This window comes from Aeromonas enteropelogenes (assembly GCF_000819845.1).
Lineage (GTDB): Bacteria > Pseudomonadota > Gammaproteobacteria > Enterobacterales > Aeromonadaceae > Aeromonas > Aeromonas enteropelogenes.
Window position 1 is genome coordinate 14,753 of sequence record NZ_CDCG01000011.1, and the last position, 15,484, is coordinate 30,236.

General features: G+C 60.9%; 11 protein-coding genes and 2 tRNA genes. 8 read left to right on the top strand and 5 right to left on the bottom strand.

Going from position 1 to position 15,484, the window contains the following annotated elements; translation table 11 throughout:
• Positions 1-111: 111 nt before the first annotated feature.
• Both BN1123_RS03535 and BN1123_RS03540 read right to left on the bottom strand, forming a co-directional pair.
• Positions 112-196: transfer RNA gene (locus BN1123_RS03535), tRNA-Tyr, on the bottom strand.
• 34 nt (positions 197-230) lie between these two features.
• Positions 231-315, bottom strand: a tRNA-Tyr gene (locus tag BN1123_RS03540).
• A gap of 124 nt (positions 316-439) precedes the next feature.
• On the opposite strand from BN1123_RS03540, the gene BN1123_RS03545 reads away from it, so the two are divergent.
• Positions 440-949: a VC2046/SO_2500 family protein gene (locus BN1123_RS03545; RefSeq protein ID WP_042025403.1), complete on the top strand. Its 510-nt coding sequence runs from the start codon at positions 440-442 to the stop codon at positions 947-949.
• A gap of 130 nt (positions 950-1,079) precedes the next feature.
• Here the strand turns inward: BN1123_RS03545 and hpf are convergent, their stop codons facing one another.
• Positions 1,080-1,418: a ribosome hibernation-promoting factor, HPF/YfiA family gene (gene hpf / locus BN1123_RS03550; RefSeq protein ID WP_026456769.1), complete on the bottom strand. Its 339-nt coding sequence runs from the start codon at positions 1,416-1,418 to the stop codon at positions 1,080-1,082.
• A gap of 380 nt (positions 1,419-1,798) precedes the next feature.
• Between hpf and BN1123_RS03555 the strand changes: the two genes are divergently transcribed.
• From BN1123_RS03555 to BN1123_RS03565, 3 genes are all read left to right on the top strand, one after another.
• The gene (locus BN1123_RS03555) at positions 1,799-4,300 is read left to right on the top strand and encodes a putative bifunctional diguanylate cyclase/phosphodiesterase (RefSeq protein ID WP_042025404.1); all 2,502 of its coding nucleotides are present in this window, start codon (positions 1,799-1,801) and stop codon (positions 4,298-4,300) included.
• A 99-nt stretch (positions 4,301-4,399) separates the two neighbouring features.
• A complete protein-coding gene (locus tag BN1123_RS03560) occupies positions 4,400-6,301 on the top strand; it encodes a transglycosylase SLT domain-containing protein (protein ID WP_042025405.1) in 1,902 nt (633 codons plus the stop codon).
• A 168-nt stretch (positions 6,302-6,469) separates the two neighbouring features.
• Complete coding sequence (locus BN1123_RS03565) at positions 6,470-7,468, top strand: LacI family DNA-binding transcriptional regulator (protein WP_042025406.1); 999 nt, start codon at positions 6,470-6,472, stop codon at positions 7,466-7,468.
• Positions 7,469-7,551: 83 nt separating this feature from the next.
• Here the strand turns inward: BN1123_RS03565 and BN1123_RS03570 are convergent, their stop codons facing one another.
• Positions 7,552-8,619, bottom strand: a complete 1,068-nt coding sequence (locus BN1123_RS03570) for a 3-deoxy-7-phosphoheptulonate synthase (protein ID WP_042025407.1) — start codon at positions 8,617-8,619, stop codon at positions 7,552-7,554.
• Positions 8,620-8,734: 115 nt separating this feature from the next.
• A complete protein-coding gene (locus tag BN1123_RS03575; protein ID WP_042025408.1) occupies positions 8,735-10,687 on the bottom strand; it encodes a TonB-dependent receptor domain-containing protein in 1,953 nt (650 codons plus the stop codon).
• Positions 10,688-10,951: 264 nt separating this feature from the next.
• Here BN1123_RS03575 and BN1123_RS03580 point away from each other — a divergent pair, with 264 nt between their 5' ends.
• From BN1123_RS03580 to dhbA, 4 genes are read left to right on the top strand one after another with little or no spacing between them, the layout of a single operon-like run.
• Positions 10,952-12,100, top strand: a complete 1,149-nt coding sequence (locus BN1123_RS03580; RefSeq protein ID WP_042025410.1) for an isochorismate synthase — start codon at positions 10,952-10,954, stop codon at positions 12,098-12,100.
• Entirely contained in the window at positions 12,097-13,746 is a 1,650-nt protein-coding gene (locus BN1123_RS03585; protein WP_042025411.1) for a (2,3-dihydroxybenzoyl)adenylate synthase, read from the top strand. Before BN1123_RS03580 ends, BN1123_RS03585 begins: the two co-directional genes overlap by 4 nt.
• The gene (locus BN1123_RS03590) at positions 13,743-14,633 is read left to right on the top strand and encodes an isochorismatase family protein (RefSeq protein ID WP_042025412.1); all 891 of its coding nucleotides are present in this window, start codon (positions 13,743-13,745) and stop codon (positions 14,631-14,633) included. The genes BN1123_RS03585 and BN1123_RS03590 overlap by 4 nt, the downstream gene beginning before the upstream one ends.
• A complete protein-coding gene (gene dhbA, locus BN1123_RS03595) occupies positions 14,630-15,382 on the top strand; it encodes a 2,3-dihydro-2,3-dihydroxybenzoate dehydrogenase (RefSeq protein WP_042025413.1) in 753 nt (250 codons plus the stop codon). The genes BN1123_RS03590 and dhbA overlap by 4 nt, the downstream gene beginning before the upstream one ends.
• Positions 15,383-15,484: the final 102 nt, after the last annotated feature.

Genomic DNA, 15,484 nt, shown 5'->3' on the forward strand with positions numbered 1-15,484 from the left:
AGACGGGAGGCGCTGGTCTCCCGTTTTTTATCCTGATTGCGAGGTGTAAGGGAAAGAATTGGGCGGGCCGGAAAAGCGAAAACCCGGCGCAAGGCCGGGTCTTCTGAATGATGGTGGAGGGAGAAGGATTCGAACCTTCGAAGGCAGAGCCGTCAGATTTACAGTCTGATCCCTTTGGCCGCTCGGGAACCCCTCCACGGGGTATTGCAAACAGATTGTGGCACTTGAAATGGTGGAGGGAGAAGGATTCGAACCTTCGAAGGCAGAGCCGTCAGATTTACAGTCTGATCCCTTTGGCCACTCGGGAACCCCTCCACAAGTGCGAGGCGCATACTAACAGATCTTCCGCTTTTGTGAACCCCCAAGCGGGATTTTTCCATTAAAAGAATCGGATTGATGGCCGATAAGAAGTGAAATCGCCATTTTCAAGAGTTATGCCATGCTACCCCGCTCAATCCGTGATCACCTGCTCGTCGATGAGGGCCAGTTGGGGCAACGCCTCAACCTGGATCTGCAGCATGGCGATCGGGCGGATTTTCGGCTGCACCTGGCGTTGCTCACCGATTCGGTGGAGGAGCAGCCCTGGTTTGATGCCAAGCCGGCCGCTGCGCCGGATGAGCGGGACTGGCGTGCCCATTTCGGGTTGCGCCCGGCAGAAGCCTTGATGGCAGAAGAGGCGACCAGCGACAGCAGTGCCCTCAACGAGCGGTTGCAGCAGGGGGGCAGCATGGTGGATGTGCGGCTGTGGCTGGCATTGCAGCCACCGCCACTGGTGGCAAAGCAACCGCTGCTGGATGAGGCGGTCTACGACAACCTGACGCCACTCGGGCGCGAGCGGCTGCGGGGAGCACTTGTGGATGAGCCTCGTCAGGAAGATCCGCTGGTGCTGTTGCCTGTGCTGGATCGCCTGCAGCAGGGAATCGATACCCGGCTCCACTGGCTCAGTTGAGCGAGACGGGTTGCATGAAGGGCGGTTCGGATCGCCCATGTCGGTAAGCGAATGCGGGCATGCAAGCGGACATACAAAAGGCGGGATATCCCGCCTTTGTGTTGAATGACTGAGTTAACCTTGCCGGGAGTTATGCGTCGGCTTCATCCGGTTGTGGCATCTCCTTGCGTGTGCCATTGGCGCGACGGGCGATCGGCTTTTCGGTGTGGCGGTTGATTTGACGCTCCAGTTTTTGTCCCAGTTCATTGATGGCGGCGTAGAGATCCTCATGCTCTGCCTGGGCAAACAGCTTGCCGTTGGGGATGCCAGCAGTGGCTTCGACGATAAACATCAGACGCTCTTTGGACACAATCACATGGGGTGTGATGAGAGGCACCTGAAGACGCTCGAGCTTGTCAAAACGGGATTCGATGCGCTCGCGGATAGCCGGGGTGATGTCGATGATTTTGCTGGTAATTTCGATTTTCATATTGGCCCCCTTCGGGTCGTCTTGCTTGTGTCTTCACCTTCAGATTACTCATCGGTGGCATTGAAAATGTGATGTTGGTCACAAAATCTCCCGCCATGTATTTAGCGATTTGTAAATTGTGAGCTTTTCCGGTTTCGTGCCAAAAATAGCTTGAGCTCCTTGAAACTGGCAGGCAGTATGACGGGAATAGGATCGTTTCTGTCCCTTCTTGGCAGCACCTTGTGTCGACTTCTTGTCCGGTTCGCCCGGTTTTCCCCGCTCGATACTGCATGTTAGCCCCCTCTCTGTATTGTCTTTGAACTCATGAGTCGATGTGGGGAGTGGTTGTGCCCGTTCTGCCTGGACATCAAACGTGAGCGATTGTTGTGTTGGAGTTGTAGATGAAGCAGCAAGCCACTCAAATCATGTGGTTTTATGATCGGCAGCATGATCAGTGGAGCCTCTCCGATCAGGGCGCCTACCAGCAGTGGCAGGGGGAGGGGAAACACCCCTGGGCAGGTTGCCTGCAGCCGGAAGATGAAGCGGGCTTTGCCGATTTTTTGGCGCGTCTGCATCAATCCACCTTGCCGGAACAGTTCATCGGCCATCTCAAGGATGAACGGGGCCTGTTCAGTCACGTGATCTGGAGTGGGCAATACGTTCCCAGCCAGCAGTTGTGCTGCGGTTGGCTGGCACCCCTTGACGGGATGAGCGCGGCGGCCGAATCACTCAATCTCTCCCAGCCATTGCAGACCTCATTGCTGACCCGCCTGGCCCAGGCGCTTTCTGCCTGTACCGGTACCGAGTTTTTCAACACCCTGGTCAACCAGCTGACTCACATCCTCAAGGTGGATGCCGTCTGGGTGGGTGAGCTGAGCGGGGTGGACAGGATCAAGGTGCTGGCTGCCGACGGGCTGGATATCCGGGATTACCCTCTGGCGGGCACCCCGTGCCAGCAACTCTATCGGCAGGGAACCAGCTGTCAGGTGAACCTGGATGAGCTGAGCGAATGCCAGACCCCCTCCCGACCCGGACAGCGCTATTATGGCCAGCCGCTGTGCGATAGCCGGGGCCAGCTGCTGGGTCATCTGGCCCTGCTCTACTCCGCTCCCGCCGACATTGCCAATCTCGACTCCGTGCTCAACACCTTCTCGGTACGCATGGTGGCCGAGTTGGAGCGGCTGCAATCCGATGCCCAGATGCGCCTCTCCGCCGTGGCCTTTGAAACCCACGAGGGGATCATCATCACGGATCCCGGTTTCAAGGTGCTGAGGGTCAATCACGCCTTCAGCCAGATCACCGGTTTTGACAGCCAGGCCGTGCTGGGCCTGCATCTGGAAGAAGATCTCTGGCCCACCATGGGAAAACCGGGCTACGAGCTCAATACCCTGAGCCGCTGGCAGGGGGAGACCCAGCGGCGCCATGCCGATGGCCACGTCTATCCCCAGTGGGAAATCGTCACGCCGGTGCAGGATGAGAAGGGGGAGATCAGCCACTTCGTCATCTGCTTCGAGGATATCTCGGAGCGCAAGGCGGCCGAGCTGCGGATCCAGGATCTGGCCTATTACGACGAGCTGACCGGTCTGCCGAACCGGCGCCAGTTGCACGAAACCCTGGTGCAGACCTTCAACGAGGCCAGTCGCAACGGATTGATCGGGGCTCTGCTGTTTATCGATCTCGATCACTTCAAGACCATCAACGACTCCCTCGGCCACGCCACCGGTGACTGGCTGCTCAAGGAGGTGGCGACCCGTCTCAAGCGGCTGGTGCGTCAGGGGGACTGTCTCGCTCGCCTCGGTGGTGACGAATTCGTGCTGCTGCTGCCCTCTCTCTCCGCCAGCCCGCCTCAGGCAGAAATGCAGGCCGACATCATCGCCGAGCGCCTCATCACCGAGATTGCCTCCCCCTACAGCCATGGCGGGCAGGTATTGCATATCGGCGCCAGCGTCGGCATCACCCTGTTTCCGGATCGGGAACAGGGGGTCGACGATCTGCTCAAACAGGCGGATACCGCCATGTACCAGGCCAAGTCTGCCGGCCGCAAGACGCGGCGTTTCTTCGATGCCTCCATGCAGCATCAGGCGGATCGGCGCCTGCTCATCCACAACGAGCTGCGCAACGCCCTGAACAAGAACGAGCTGACCCTCTACTATCAGCCGCAGCATCTGGTGGATGGCGGCGATCTCATCGGCATTGAAGCCCTGATCCGCTGGCAGCCGCCGGGCCGGGCCCTGGTCTCGCCCGCCGAGTTCATCCCCATTGCCGAGGAGACGGATCTCATCGTCGACATCGGCAACTGGGTGTTGCATGAGGCGTGTGTCCAGTACGTGTTGTGGGAGGAGAGTGGCATCCACATTCCCCAGATCTCGGTCAATGTGAGCGCCAAGCAGTTTCACGCCACCGATTTCGTCGAGCGGATCCACGATGTGCTGGCACAAACCGGCATGGATCCGGCCTGCCTCAACCTGGAGATCACCGAGTCGGTAGTGCTGGGCCATGCCGAGGACACCATCAGCAAGATGGCGGAGCTCAAGGCCCTTGGCATCAGCTTTGCCATCGACGATTTTGGTGCCGGCTACTCGTCCCTCAGCTATCTCAAGCGGCTGCCCGCTGACGAGCTCAAGATCGACCGCTCCTTCATCCAGGACATTCCGCGGGATGGGGACAACATGGCCATTGTCGAGGCGGTGATCGCCATGGCGCGTCACATGGGGTTCAACGTGACGGCGGAAGGGGTGGAGTCGCGCCAGCAACTTGAGTTTCTCAAGGCGCAGGGGTGCAGCTTCTATCAGGGCTACCTCGCCTCCAAGCCGTTGCCTGTGCCTTATCTGGAGAAATATGTGCAGCGGCTGGCCAAACCCGAGTACCAGCGCGACGTCCACCTGGCCTGCGCGGAAAAATAGTCGTCATCCCCGCTTTCGCACCGCCCGGCTGCGGGTAGAATGGGCATTTCCGGATCCACCGCCTGCGGGCGGTGGCGTGCTTCCCAATGGAGATGTTCAGTGAAAGCTGTGTGGGGAATTCTCTTAACGACACTGTTTGCGCCAGGGATCATGGCCCAGACCCAGGATCAGAGTCTGTACCGTCAGGCCTATGATGCCGTGCGGGCCAACGATCAGGCCCGTTTTCAGCAGCTTCGCGCTCGCTTGACCCATTATCCTCTGCTGCCCTATCTCGATTACTTCCAGCTCGCCTTTCGGCCCGGGGCGGCCGATTATCAGGATGTGACCCGTTTCATCCGCCAGCATGGGGATACCCCCCAGTCCAACCGGCTGGAGCGTACCTATCTGACCTATCTGGCCCAGAGCCAACAGTGGTCGCAGTTCCTGCGCTTCTACCCGGCCAAGCCCAAATCGACCGACCTGCTCTGCATGCACTATCAGGCGCTCTATTACACCGGCAAGACCAGGGAGGCGTTGCAGGGGGCGGGCAAGATGTGGATGAGCGGGCAATCCCGTCCCGATGCCTGTGATCCGCTGTTCACCCTCTGGCAGGGGGCCGGTCTGCGCACCCAGGACAAGATCTGGCAGCGGATGACGATGGCCTTCGAGGCGGAAAATCCCAACCTGATCCGCCATTTGGGGGCCTCCCTCGGTACCGGCCTGCAGGGGTATGGCAACCAGATGGTGACCCTGTTCGAGCAGCCAGCCAAGGCGATGAATCCCACCTACTTCAGCAACAACCCTTACTCCAGGAAGTTGTTGTCGCTGGGGCTGACCCGTTATGCCAACCAGCAGCCGGAGGCTGTACTGCGCCAGCTTGACCTGTTTCGCAGCCGCTTTGGCCTGAACCAAGACGAGATCAAGCCGGTGGAGCGGGCAATCGCCCGCCGCCTGCTGCTGGATCGTTCGAGGAGCGAGCGCCAGTGGCTGGACAACACGGTCAGGTTGCTGGCCGATCCGGATATCACCGAATTGCGGGCCAGGCTCGCCATCTGGGAAGAGGATTGGCGCGGTCTCTCCGGTTGGGTGAAGATGATGCCGATGGCACGCCAGAAGGAGGATCGCTGGCGCTACTGGATGGCCCGCTCGCTGGAGGTGCAGGGACAGCAGAAGCAGGCCCGTGATCTCTATCTGGAGACCGCCAATCTGCGTGGTTTCTACGGGTTTATGGCCGCCCAACGCACCGGCGCCCCCTACCGGATGAAGAACCAGACGGTGCCGCATGTACCTGACTGGCGCAGCGCGAGCCGGCGTTGGCCCTTCCTGCTTCGGGTGCAGGAGCTCCTGACCATGAACGAGGTGGCGGCTGCCCGCTCGGAGTGGATCCACAACATGGATCGCAACCCGGTGGCCCAGCGCATCGAATTTGGCCACATCGCCCTCAATCGGGGCTGGCATGATCTGGCGATCCTCGCCAGCATCCGTGCCGAGGCCTGGGATGCCCTCGAGTTGCGTTTCCCCAAACCCTACAAGCAGACCTTCAGTCAGGTGGCCCGCGAGCGGGCGGTCAACATGAGCCTGCTCTACGCCATCTCCCGCCAGGAGAGCGCCCTCTACCCGCGGGCACAATCGCCGGTGGGGGCGAGGGGCCTGATGCAGCTGATGCCGGCGACCGCGAAAGAGACTGCCGGCAAGATTGGGGTACCCTATCGCAGTGAGCAGCAACTGTTTGATCCTGCCATGAATATCCGTTTGGGCAGCGCCTATCTCAAACGCCTGCTGGATGTCTATGACGGCAACCGGATCCTGGCGGCGGCGGCTTACAACGCAGGCCCCGGCCGGGTGAAGCGCTGGCGTGAGCAGAGTGCCGACAAGCCGATGGATGTCTGGGTCGAAAGCATCCCCTACCGGGAGACGCGCAACTATGTGCAGAACGTGTTGTCGTTCGATCTCATCTATCAGCACAAGTTTCAGCAGCCGCTGCGGTTCATGTCCGATCGCGAACTCAAGCACGGCTATTGAATGCGGGGGCCGCTGGCCCCTGCCTGTTACCCGGCGCCGGGTATCACGGCGCAAGAATTTGTTACCAAAGGAAACCTGTCAGGTGACCTGGCTCCGGGAATCGGATCCGCGAGCAGGATATACTGGGCCGTCGGTACCGACAGGTTCCCCACAATAAAGGAATGGATAGTGGCAACGATTAAAGACGTTTCTCAGCTGGCAAATGTGTCCATCTCAACCGTCTCCCGGGTGATCAACAACACGGCACAGGTCGCGCCGGAAAAGCGCGAGGCCGTGCTGGCTGCGATGAAGGAACTCAATTTTCGTCCCAACAGCTTTGCCCAGGCCCTGGTCAGCAAGCGCTCCAACTGCATCGGCGTGCTGGTCGGCGATCTCTGTGGCGGCCCCTTCTTCGCCCAGATGATGCGAGGCATCGAAGCCATGGTCGATCGGGCCAACAAGTTCACCATAGTGATGTCAGGCAACCATGACATCACTCGCGAGCGTCATGCCATCCAGGCACTGCTGCAGCGCCAGTGTGACGCCCTGATCCTGCACAGCAAGGCGCTCCCCGATGAGGAGCTGAGCGAGCTGGCGGCAGGATCCACCCCTGTGGTCTTTATCAACCGCCAGGTGCCGGGAGCCGAAGATCGCTGCGTCTGGCTCGACAACCAGGCCGGTATCACCACGGCGTGCCAGCATCTGCTGGAGGCCGGCCACCGCAAGATCGCCTTTATCACCTCGGACGATGAAGAGTTCGTCGACGGTCAACAGCGCATGGCGGGCTACACCCAGACCCTGGCCCAGGCCGGTATCGCACTGGAACCGGCCTTGATCGGCCGTGGCTTTGCCGATGAGAACGGCGGTTATGTGGCGATGAACGAGCTGCTCTCCCGCGGGGTTGAATTTACCGCCGTGCTTGGCTTCAACGATGCCATGGTGGCGGGAGCCATCTCCTGTCTGCTGGAGCGGGGTTACAAGATCCCGCAGCAGATCTCGGTGGTGGGGTTCGACGATATCCCTTACGCCCGCTACATCTATCCCAAGCTCACCACGGTGCGTTATCCCATCGAGGAGATGGGGAGCCGTGCCGCCGAGCTTGCTCTTCGCCTGCTCGATCACAAGCCGGCCGACGGCCTGTCACTCAAGTTTGAAGCCAGGCTGGTGGAGCGCGAGTCCGTCGCCTGACGCCCGCCAAAGAGAGTAAAAATGTGGCCCCGTCGGGGCCATATTGCGCTCTGGCGCTGTACCAGGAATGCCGCCGTTTTATCTCAACCTGCCAGCGCAATCCGCCGCTGGCGCCTTGCCTCCACCCCTTCGGCCAGCATATCGAGCAGTACCAGGGTCTGTTCCCAGCCGATGCAGGCGTCGGTGATCGACTGGCCGTAGCAAAGTGGCTGACCCCCCTTGATCTCCTGACGCCCTTCACACAGGAAACTCTCCACCATCACGGCAACGATCCCCTGGTTACCAGCTGTCAGCTGATTGGCCAGATCCTGTGCCACCCGCAGTTGACGAAGATGCTGCTTCTGGCTGTTGCCGTGGCTGCAATCGACCATCAGCCGGGGAGCTAGGTGGTGTCGTTGCAACAGTAAACAGGCTTGTTTCACGGCATCATGTTGATAGTTGGGTTGGCGGCCGCCACGCAGGATCAGGTGGCAATCCTTGTTGCCGTGGCTACGAACCAGTGTCATGCGCCCCTCATCATCCGGTTGGGTATAGAGGTGGGCAGCCCGACTGGCAAGGATCGCCTCCACGGCGACCTGGACATTGCCATCGGTACCATTCTTGAAACCGATGGGGCAGGGGAGCGCAGATGCCAGCTGGCGATGGAACTGGGATTCGGTGGTGCGTGCTCCGATGGCTCCCCAGCTGATAAGGTCCCCCAGATAGAGCATGCTGGTGAGATCGAGAAACTCGGTAGCGCAAGCAAGACCCGCTTCTCCAAGCTCCAGCAGCAGAGCGCGCGCCTGGTGCAATCCCTCCGCCAGTCGGTCACTACCATCGAGGCGGGGATCGAAGATGAATCCCTTCCAGCCGAGGGTGGTACGTGGTTTTTCGAAATAGGTGCGCATCACCAGCAGCAGTTGATCGCCGTAGCGTGTCTGCAGCTCGACCAGCCGAGCGCCATAGTCGCGGGCGGCGATCGGATCGTGAATGGAGCAGGGGCCAATCACCAGCAGCAGGCGATCATCCATGCCTTGCAGGATCTGGCTGGCATGGTGGCGGTAGTAGCCGATTCGGTGGGCAAGCCGGGTGGGGCAGGGGTGCGTCGCCAGCAACTCGCCCGGAGTGGGGAGAGTGGCAAGTGGCGATGCGTTCAGTAGTGAGGGGAACATGGAAGATCCTCGAACAGAGTGAAAATCTGCATGCTCATTGCTATCCAGTGGGACTTGTCCCTTGTTGTCGTAAATTGCGGCACGGGAAGGTTCCCGTGCCGCGTGGAGGGCCGGATCAGAAACGGGCCGAGCCGCTGATGTAATAGCTGCGGCCCGGTTCCACGTTTTGGAAGAGGGCATCTTTCTCTTGCAGACGGACATCGGTCAGGTTGGTGATGCCGACTCGCAGATCAAAGTTGTTGGTTACCTTGAAGCCGGTGCCAAGATCGAACGTCTGGTAGCTGGGTAACTTATGCAACACAGTGGCCTTGTTGACGGTCTGCTCCGCAAACTGGGTGCCCGTGTAGGTCGTGCCGACGAAGGCATTCACCCGCTCGGTGGCTTGCCAGGTGAGCCTGGCGTTGGCCTTGTGCTCCGGGCGCTCGGGCAGGGGCTGACCTTGTTCCCCTTCCGCCTTGAGGTAGGTGTAGTTGGCATTGAGGCTGAGATCCTCGAACAGATCGAGGCGACCGGTCAGCTCCAGTCCCTTGGTCGTGGCCTTATCCAGGTTGTACCAGGTACGGTCTTTGGAGTTGGGTATCTGCTTGAAGGTCAGCATGTCTTCTATGTCGGAGTAGAAGAGGGTGGCGCTGGTTTCCCAGATGCCTTCTCCTGCGATGATCCCCAGCTCGTAGTTGGTGCTGGTCTCGGGTTTGACCTTGTCGCTGCCGTAGATGAGGCAGCTGCCACCGCAGCTCTCGATGCTGTAACCCTTGGAGTATTGATGCGGAGCCGGCGCTTTGAAGGCCTGGCTGACGCCGCCCTTGACGGTCACCAGGTCGCTCAGCTCATAGACCAGATAACCGCGTGGCGTGAAGTGGCCGCCATAGATCTCGTGGTGATCGTAACGCCCCCCCAGGGTCAAGGTCAGGCTATCGGTCAGACCGATCTCGTCCTGGGCAAACAGCGCCTCCTGGGCGTGACTCTCCCTGCCGCCGATATCCTTGTAGCTCACCGTATCCACCAGCTCCCGGTCGAGATATTCGCCGCCGAAGGTCAGATAGTGATTGGCCAGCATCAGATTGGTGTAACCCTTGAGAGTCAGGGTGTTCTCCTCCAGCTCGCGCTGCTGGGGGGCTGAGTAGCTGGTGTTGAAGTCGTCGATCCGGGAGCTTTCGTAATTGGCCATGACGGTGGTGTCACCCCAGCTCCAGTTTCCCTTGTGAGTCAGGCCAAACAGATTGCGGTCGTTCTGCTGCTGGCGACTGTGCACCTTGTTGCCTGTTTTGCGGAAGATGTCGAGGGGCCGTTCGTCCTGGTTGTAGAGATAATCGAGTTCGAAGCGTTGTTGCTCATCCACCAGCCAGCTCAGGGTGGAGGCGAAGTTGCGCGTCTGTTTGGCTTCGATGAGGGGAATGCCGTCGGTTGCCTCTGTGGGTGTCCAGGCCTGGCGATCATAGACTTCGCCGTTCATCCGGATCAGCAGGTTGTCGGTGAGCGGGCCGGTAAAGCCCAGGTTGGTTCTGTGCTGCTCGCCGCCATCCTTGCCTTCTATGGCCTTGAAGTCGGCATCCGCCGCCCCCTGCCACTGCGTGCCCGGCTGCTTGGTGATGATGTTGATGACACCGCCGATGGCGTCGGAACCGTAGAGCGCTGACATGGGGCCGCGGATCACCTCGACCCGCTCGATCATGCCAAGGGGAACCGGAGTGTTGTCAAAGTTGCCGCCGCGCCACAGGGCATTGGAGGAGGAGAGGCGTTTGCCATCCACCAGTACGAGCGTGTATTTGCCCGACATGCCGCGAATGCCGATATCGCTGCGACCATTGGTATCGGTTTCGGCCTGGATACCCACCTCGTGACGCAGCAGATCCGAGAGATCGTTGATCGGTGCCGCCTTAATCTGTTCGGCGGTGATGACAGAGATGGAAGCTGGTGCCGAGCGGGTGTTGTGTGCCGTGGTGGTGACGGTGATCACCTCGTCGGCTTGGGGCGTGCTATTGGCGGCTGTGGCTTGCTGGGTCAGCAAGGCCACTATGGTGGTGGCCAGTAGCGTGGGGGTGACAAAACGGGAGGCTGAGGATTTCATTATTTATATTTTCCATAATATTCAAATGATAAGCATTATCATTATCAAATTGCTTTTGCCTCGTTCGCAACTCTTTTTTTAGCTTTCTTTCAAAGATTCATACGCTCCCCTTTTTGACAGAAAAGAAGTTAATGATATTGATTATCATTTGTATTGATCCAGATTTTGCTCCTTGCTAGGATGCCGCTCACCTTGTTGCCAAGCGAGTCGAATGACGGGCTTGTCAGCATCAGGCAGAGATTCATTCCAAGGAGTAGCACCCTCATGTGTGACTATGTACAGGAAGAAGAGTGGCCCGCCACTGCGGCTGATCTGGACAGGGCCTGCTGTTTTGCCAGTGGTGAGCGGGTACTGCTCACCTCGGGCATTCACGACAGCTTCACTGGCATCGCACCGGGTCAGTTGCTGAGCCATTTGCGTCAGCTGCGCCGACAGGGCATGACCAATCCCGTCGCGATTGGCGCCATCCCCTTCGACACCCGAGCCCCCTGGCATCTGGTGATCCCGAAACAGTGGCAATGGATTGCACGGGAGCGCCTGCTGCCCGCCTGCCACTGCCAGCTGCACGGCAAGGTGTGTGAGGTGACCGATGCGGCTCACTATCAGGGGGCAGTGCGAGAGGCCCTGCAGCAGTTCAGCGAAGGCCAGCTTGAGAAGATAGTGCTTTCGCGAGCCATTGATGTGCAGAGCGCGCAGTGTACTGCCCCTTCGCAAGCCTATGGCAGCCTGCTGGCCCAGAATCCCGGGGCCTATGTGTTTCAGGTTCCGCTTCCCGAGGGGGAGACACTGCTGGGCGCCAGCCCGGAGTTGCTGATCTCGCGCAATGACATGACAGTGGTGAGTAACCCGTTGGCAGGCTCTCGTCCCTGCCACGCCTTTTGCGAACAACAGGCAGCCTGCGCCGATCTGCTGCAGGCACGCAAGGATCGCTATGAGCATGCGCTGGTGGCCGATGCGGTCGCAGCCGCGCTCTCTCCCTTCTGTCGCGAACTCGAGGTGCCGGTCGAGCCGCAGGTGATCGCCACGCCCACCATGTGGCACCTCTCGACCCGGATCGAGGGGCGGTTGCACGAGCCATCTACCGCGCTGGAGTTGGCACTGGCGCTCCATCCCACTCCGGCAGTATGTGGTACTCCCCAGGAGGAAGCCCGCCAGGCCATCGCCCGGCTGGAAGGATATGATCGTCACTTCTACAGTGGCGCAGTGGGGTGGATGGATGCCGATGGCAATGGCGAGTGGGTGGTCACTATTCGCTGCGGCATGCTGACCGAGAAGACGTTGCGTCTCTATGCCGGCGCCGGGGTGGTGGTGGGTTCCTCGCCCGAGGCGGAGTGGCAGGAGACGGCTGCCAAACTCGGCACCATGCTGCGTGCTTTTGGCCTCGAGAGCCGTGAACCGGAGGTGGCTGCATGAAGCCGCTGGTCCCCTTTACCCCCTGGCCCGCAGAACGCGCAGCCTACTATCGGGCGCAAGGGTGGTGGCGCGGTCAGCCGCTTACCGCCCTACTGGATGAGTCTGCAGAACGTTATCCCGATCGCACTGCCCTCATCTGTGGCGAGCGTATCCTGAATTATGGCCAGCTGCGTCGTGAGGTCGATGCATTGGCGGCGCGGCTGGTTGCCCGCGGGCTCGGTCACGGCGATACCGCGCTGGTGCAGTTGCCCAACTGCGCCGAATTCTATATCTGCTGGTTTGCCTTGATCCGCTGTGGCGTAGTGGCGGTACATGCCCTCTTCAGCCATCAGCGGCGCGAGCTGGTCGCCTTTGCTCGCCAGATTGAACCCTCGCTGCTGGTATTGAGCCCTGCTCATCCGGGTTTTGCGGGAGAGGCGGGCAGCCTGGCGGCCCTCGAAGCGCTGGCGCAGCCATCCTGCCAGATGCTGCTCTTCGAGCCTGTAGACGGGGAGGCGTCAGCACAAGGGTTTGCATGGCGTGAGCCGGACCCCGTTTCTCTTGCAGATCATCCTGCTCCTGTTGCAGTGGCGCACCCTGTGCCGACCCCGGCCGATCAGGTTGCCTTTTTCCAGCTCTCCGGTGGCAGCACGGGCACTCCCAAGCTGATCCCCCGTACTCACGACGACTACGGCTACAGCGTGCGCCAGAGCGTGGCGGTCTGCGGCTGGGACGAGCGGGTCATTTATCTCTGTGCCCTGCCTGCCCCTCATAACTTTGCCCTGAGCTCTCCCGGAGCGCTCGGCGTTTTTCATGCCGGCGGCTGTGTGGTGATGGCGCCGGATCCTTCACCGGCAACCTGTCTGCCACTGGTACAGCGTTACCGGGTCAACTGGGCCGCACTGGTACCCCCCGCCCTTGCGCTCTGGCTGGAGGCGGCAGGCCATTATCCGCAAACGTCCCTTGAGTGGGTGCAGGTGGGGGGCGCGCGCCTGAGTCCTGCGCATGCCGAGGCGGTGGAAAACCGTCTGGGTTGTCGCTTGCAGCAGGTATTCGGCATGGCGGAGGGGCTGGTCAACTACACCCGCGCCGAGGATGGCCACTGGCATCTCGTCAACACCCAGGGACGTCCGATGAGCCCGGGAGACGAGGTGGAGGTGCGTGACAGCAACGGGCGCACCTTGCCCGATGGCGAGTGCGGTGAGCTGTGGACGCGCGGACCCTACACCTTCCGTGGTTACTACAAGGCCGAGGCCCACAATCTGCGGGCCTTCGATCGGGATGGCTTCTACTGCACCGGCGATCTGGTCTGCCGCTTGCCCGGCGGCTATTTGATGGTGGTCGGCCGCAACAAGGATCAGATCAACCGGGGTGGGGAGAAGATCGACGCCCTTGAGATAGAGGAGCTACTGCTCACTCATCCCGACGTGCGGCAATCGGCGCTGGTGGCCATGCCCGATCCGCTGCTGGGGGAGCGCAGTTGTGCCTTTCTGATGAGCCGTGAGTCCCTCGATTTGCCCCGTTTGCGTCGTTTCCTGCGAGAGCAGGGGGTGGCGGACTACAAGTTGCCTGATCGCCTGGTACTGGTGGATGAACTGCCCCAGACCCCGGTCGGCAAGATAGACAAACAGAGGCTGCGCGAGCAGCTTGCCAAGGAGTGTGCATGACCATTCAAGCCCTTGATGCCTACCCGCTGCCCACCGCAGAAGAGCTGCCCGCCGCACGGGTCAACTGGCCCTTCGAACCGGGCCGCGCCGTGCTGCTGATCCACGACATGCAGCGTTACTTTGTCGACTTCTACGGGCCGGACAACCCGCTTATCAACCAGGTCGTCGCTAATATCGTGCTCCTGAGCCGCCAGGCCCGGGCCCTCGGCATGCCGGTGGTCTATACCGCCCAGCCCGCCGAGCAGAGTCCGGCTGATCGCGCCCTGCTAAACGACATGTGGGGGCCGGGTTTGACTCGCTCGCCGGAACGCCAGCCCATTGTCGCGGCGCTGACGCCACAGCCGCAGGATACTGTGCTGACCAAGTGGCGCTACAGTGCTTTTTGCCGTTCCCCCCTTGCTGATCTGATGGCTGGATGGGGGCGGGATCAGCTGGTGATCTGCGGTATCTACGGCCACATCGGGGTGATGCAGACGGCGGTCGATGCTTTTATGCGCGACATACGCCCCTTCCTTGTGGCCGACGCCATCGCCGACTTCTCTCGCGAGGATCATCTGCTGGCTCTCTCTTATGTCAGCCGCAATGCCGGTCGGGTGATCACGGTGGCAGAGGTGCTGGCGGCAGCAAACCCCGTTCCGCTTAGCCGTGCGCTGTTGCAGGCGCAGGTGTTGGCCCGTTTGCCAGCAGAGATGCAGCAGACGCTGCCGGCAGAGGATGAGAACCTGCTCGACTACGGCCTCGATTCTTTGGCGGTGATGGGGTTGGTGGAGGAGTGGCGCCAGCGTGGCCTGGAGGTTGAACTCGCCGAACTTGCCCGTCAACCGACGCTGGCCCACTGGTGGTCGCTGCTCTCCCGTCACGCCGAACAGCCGGAGTGCACCCCATGAACGAATGGCAAGGCAAAATCGTCTGGGTGACCGGCGCGGCGCAGGGAATAGGCCATGCCGTGGCGCGCACCTTTGCCGAGGCGGGGGCGAGCGTGGTGGTGCTCGATCTTCAGTTGGTCGAGGCGCTGCCCGGCAATGTGAAGGGGGTGGTGATCGATGTGAGCGACAGCGAGGCCATCGTCCGCTGCTGCGAGCAGTTGCTCGAAGAGGGGCTGGGGCCCGATGTGCTGGTCAATGTCGCCGGCGTGCTGGCCACCGGCAGACTGGACGAGGTGGGTGACGTCCTGCTGGCGCGCACCTTTGCCGTCAACACCTTCGCCCCCTTCTACCTGATGCGGGCTCTGGCCCCCTGGTTTCGCGCGCGGCGAGGCGGTGCCATCGTCAATGTCTCCTCCAATGCAGCCAAGGTGCCGCGAGCGGGGATGGGAGTCTATGGTGCTTCCAAGGCTGCACTGACCAGCCTCACTTTGACGGCGGGGCTTGAGCTCGCTCCCTACGGAGTGCGTTGCAATCTGGTGTCACCGGGCTCGACCCAGACGCCGATGTTGTGGGGCATGTGGCAGGACGGGGAGGGGGAGCGGAGAACCATCGCCGGGCTCCCCGAACAGTTCAAGCTGGGGATCCCCCTTGGCAAGCTGGCCACACCGGCCGACGTGGCGGCCTGCGTTCTCTTTCTCGCCTCCGATGCTGCCAGCCATGTCACCCTGCAGGATCTGGTGGTCGATGGCGGTGCCACTCTGGGCGTCTAGCCCCGCATCTTCAGATGTCGCTGGCATCGCCCTTTTCTTATATTGAGGAGGCTCTGCTTCCTCGCTTTTCAAGCGTTCGGGGAGGCGAAAACGCTACCCGGT

Coding starts and splice junctions, on each gene's coding strand:
- BN1123_RS03545 (WP_042025403.1), top strand. CDS start 440: ATGCTACCCCGCTCAATCCGTGATCACCTGCTCGTCGATGAGGGCCAG.
- hpf (WP_026456769.1), bottom strand. CDS start 1,418: ATGAAAATCGAAATTACCAGCAAAATCATCGACATCACCCCGGCTATC.
- BN1123_RS03555 (WP_042025404.1), top strand. CDS start 1,799: ATGAAGCAGCAAGCCACTCAAATCATGTGGTTTTATGATCGGCAGCAT.
- BN1123_RS03570 (WP_042025407.1), bottom strand. CDS start 8,619: ATGTTCCCCTCACTACTGAACGCATCGCCACTTGCCACTCTCCCCACT.
- BN1123_RS03575 (WP_042025408.1), bottom strand. CDS start 10,687: ATGAAATCCTCAGCCTCCCGTTTTGTCACCCCCACGCTACTGGCCACC.
- BN1123_RS03580 (WP_042025410.1), top strand. CDS start 10,952: ATGTGTGACTATGTACAGGAAGAAGAGTGGCCCGCCACTGCGGCTGAT.
- BN1123_RS03585 (WP_042025411.1), top strand. CDS start 12,097: ATGAAGCCGCTGGTCCCCTTTACCCCCTGGCCCGCAGAACGCGCAGCC.
- BN1123_RS03590 (WP_042025412.1), top strand. CDS start 13,743: ATGACCATTCAAGCCCTTGATGCCTACCCGCTGCCCACCGCAGAAGAG.
- dhbA (WP_042025413.1), top strand. CDS start 14,630: ATGAACGAATGGCAAGGCAAAATCGTCTGGGTGACCGGCGCGGCGCAG.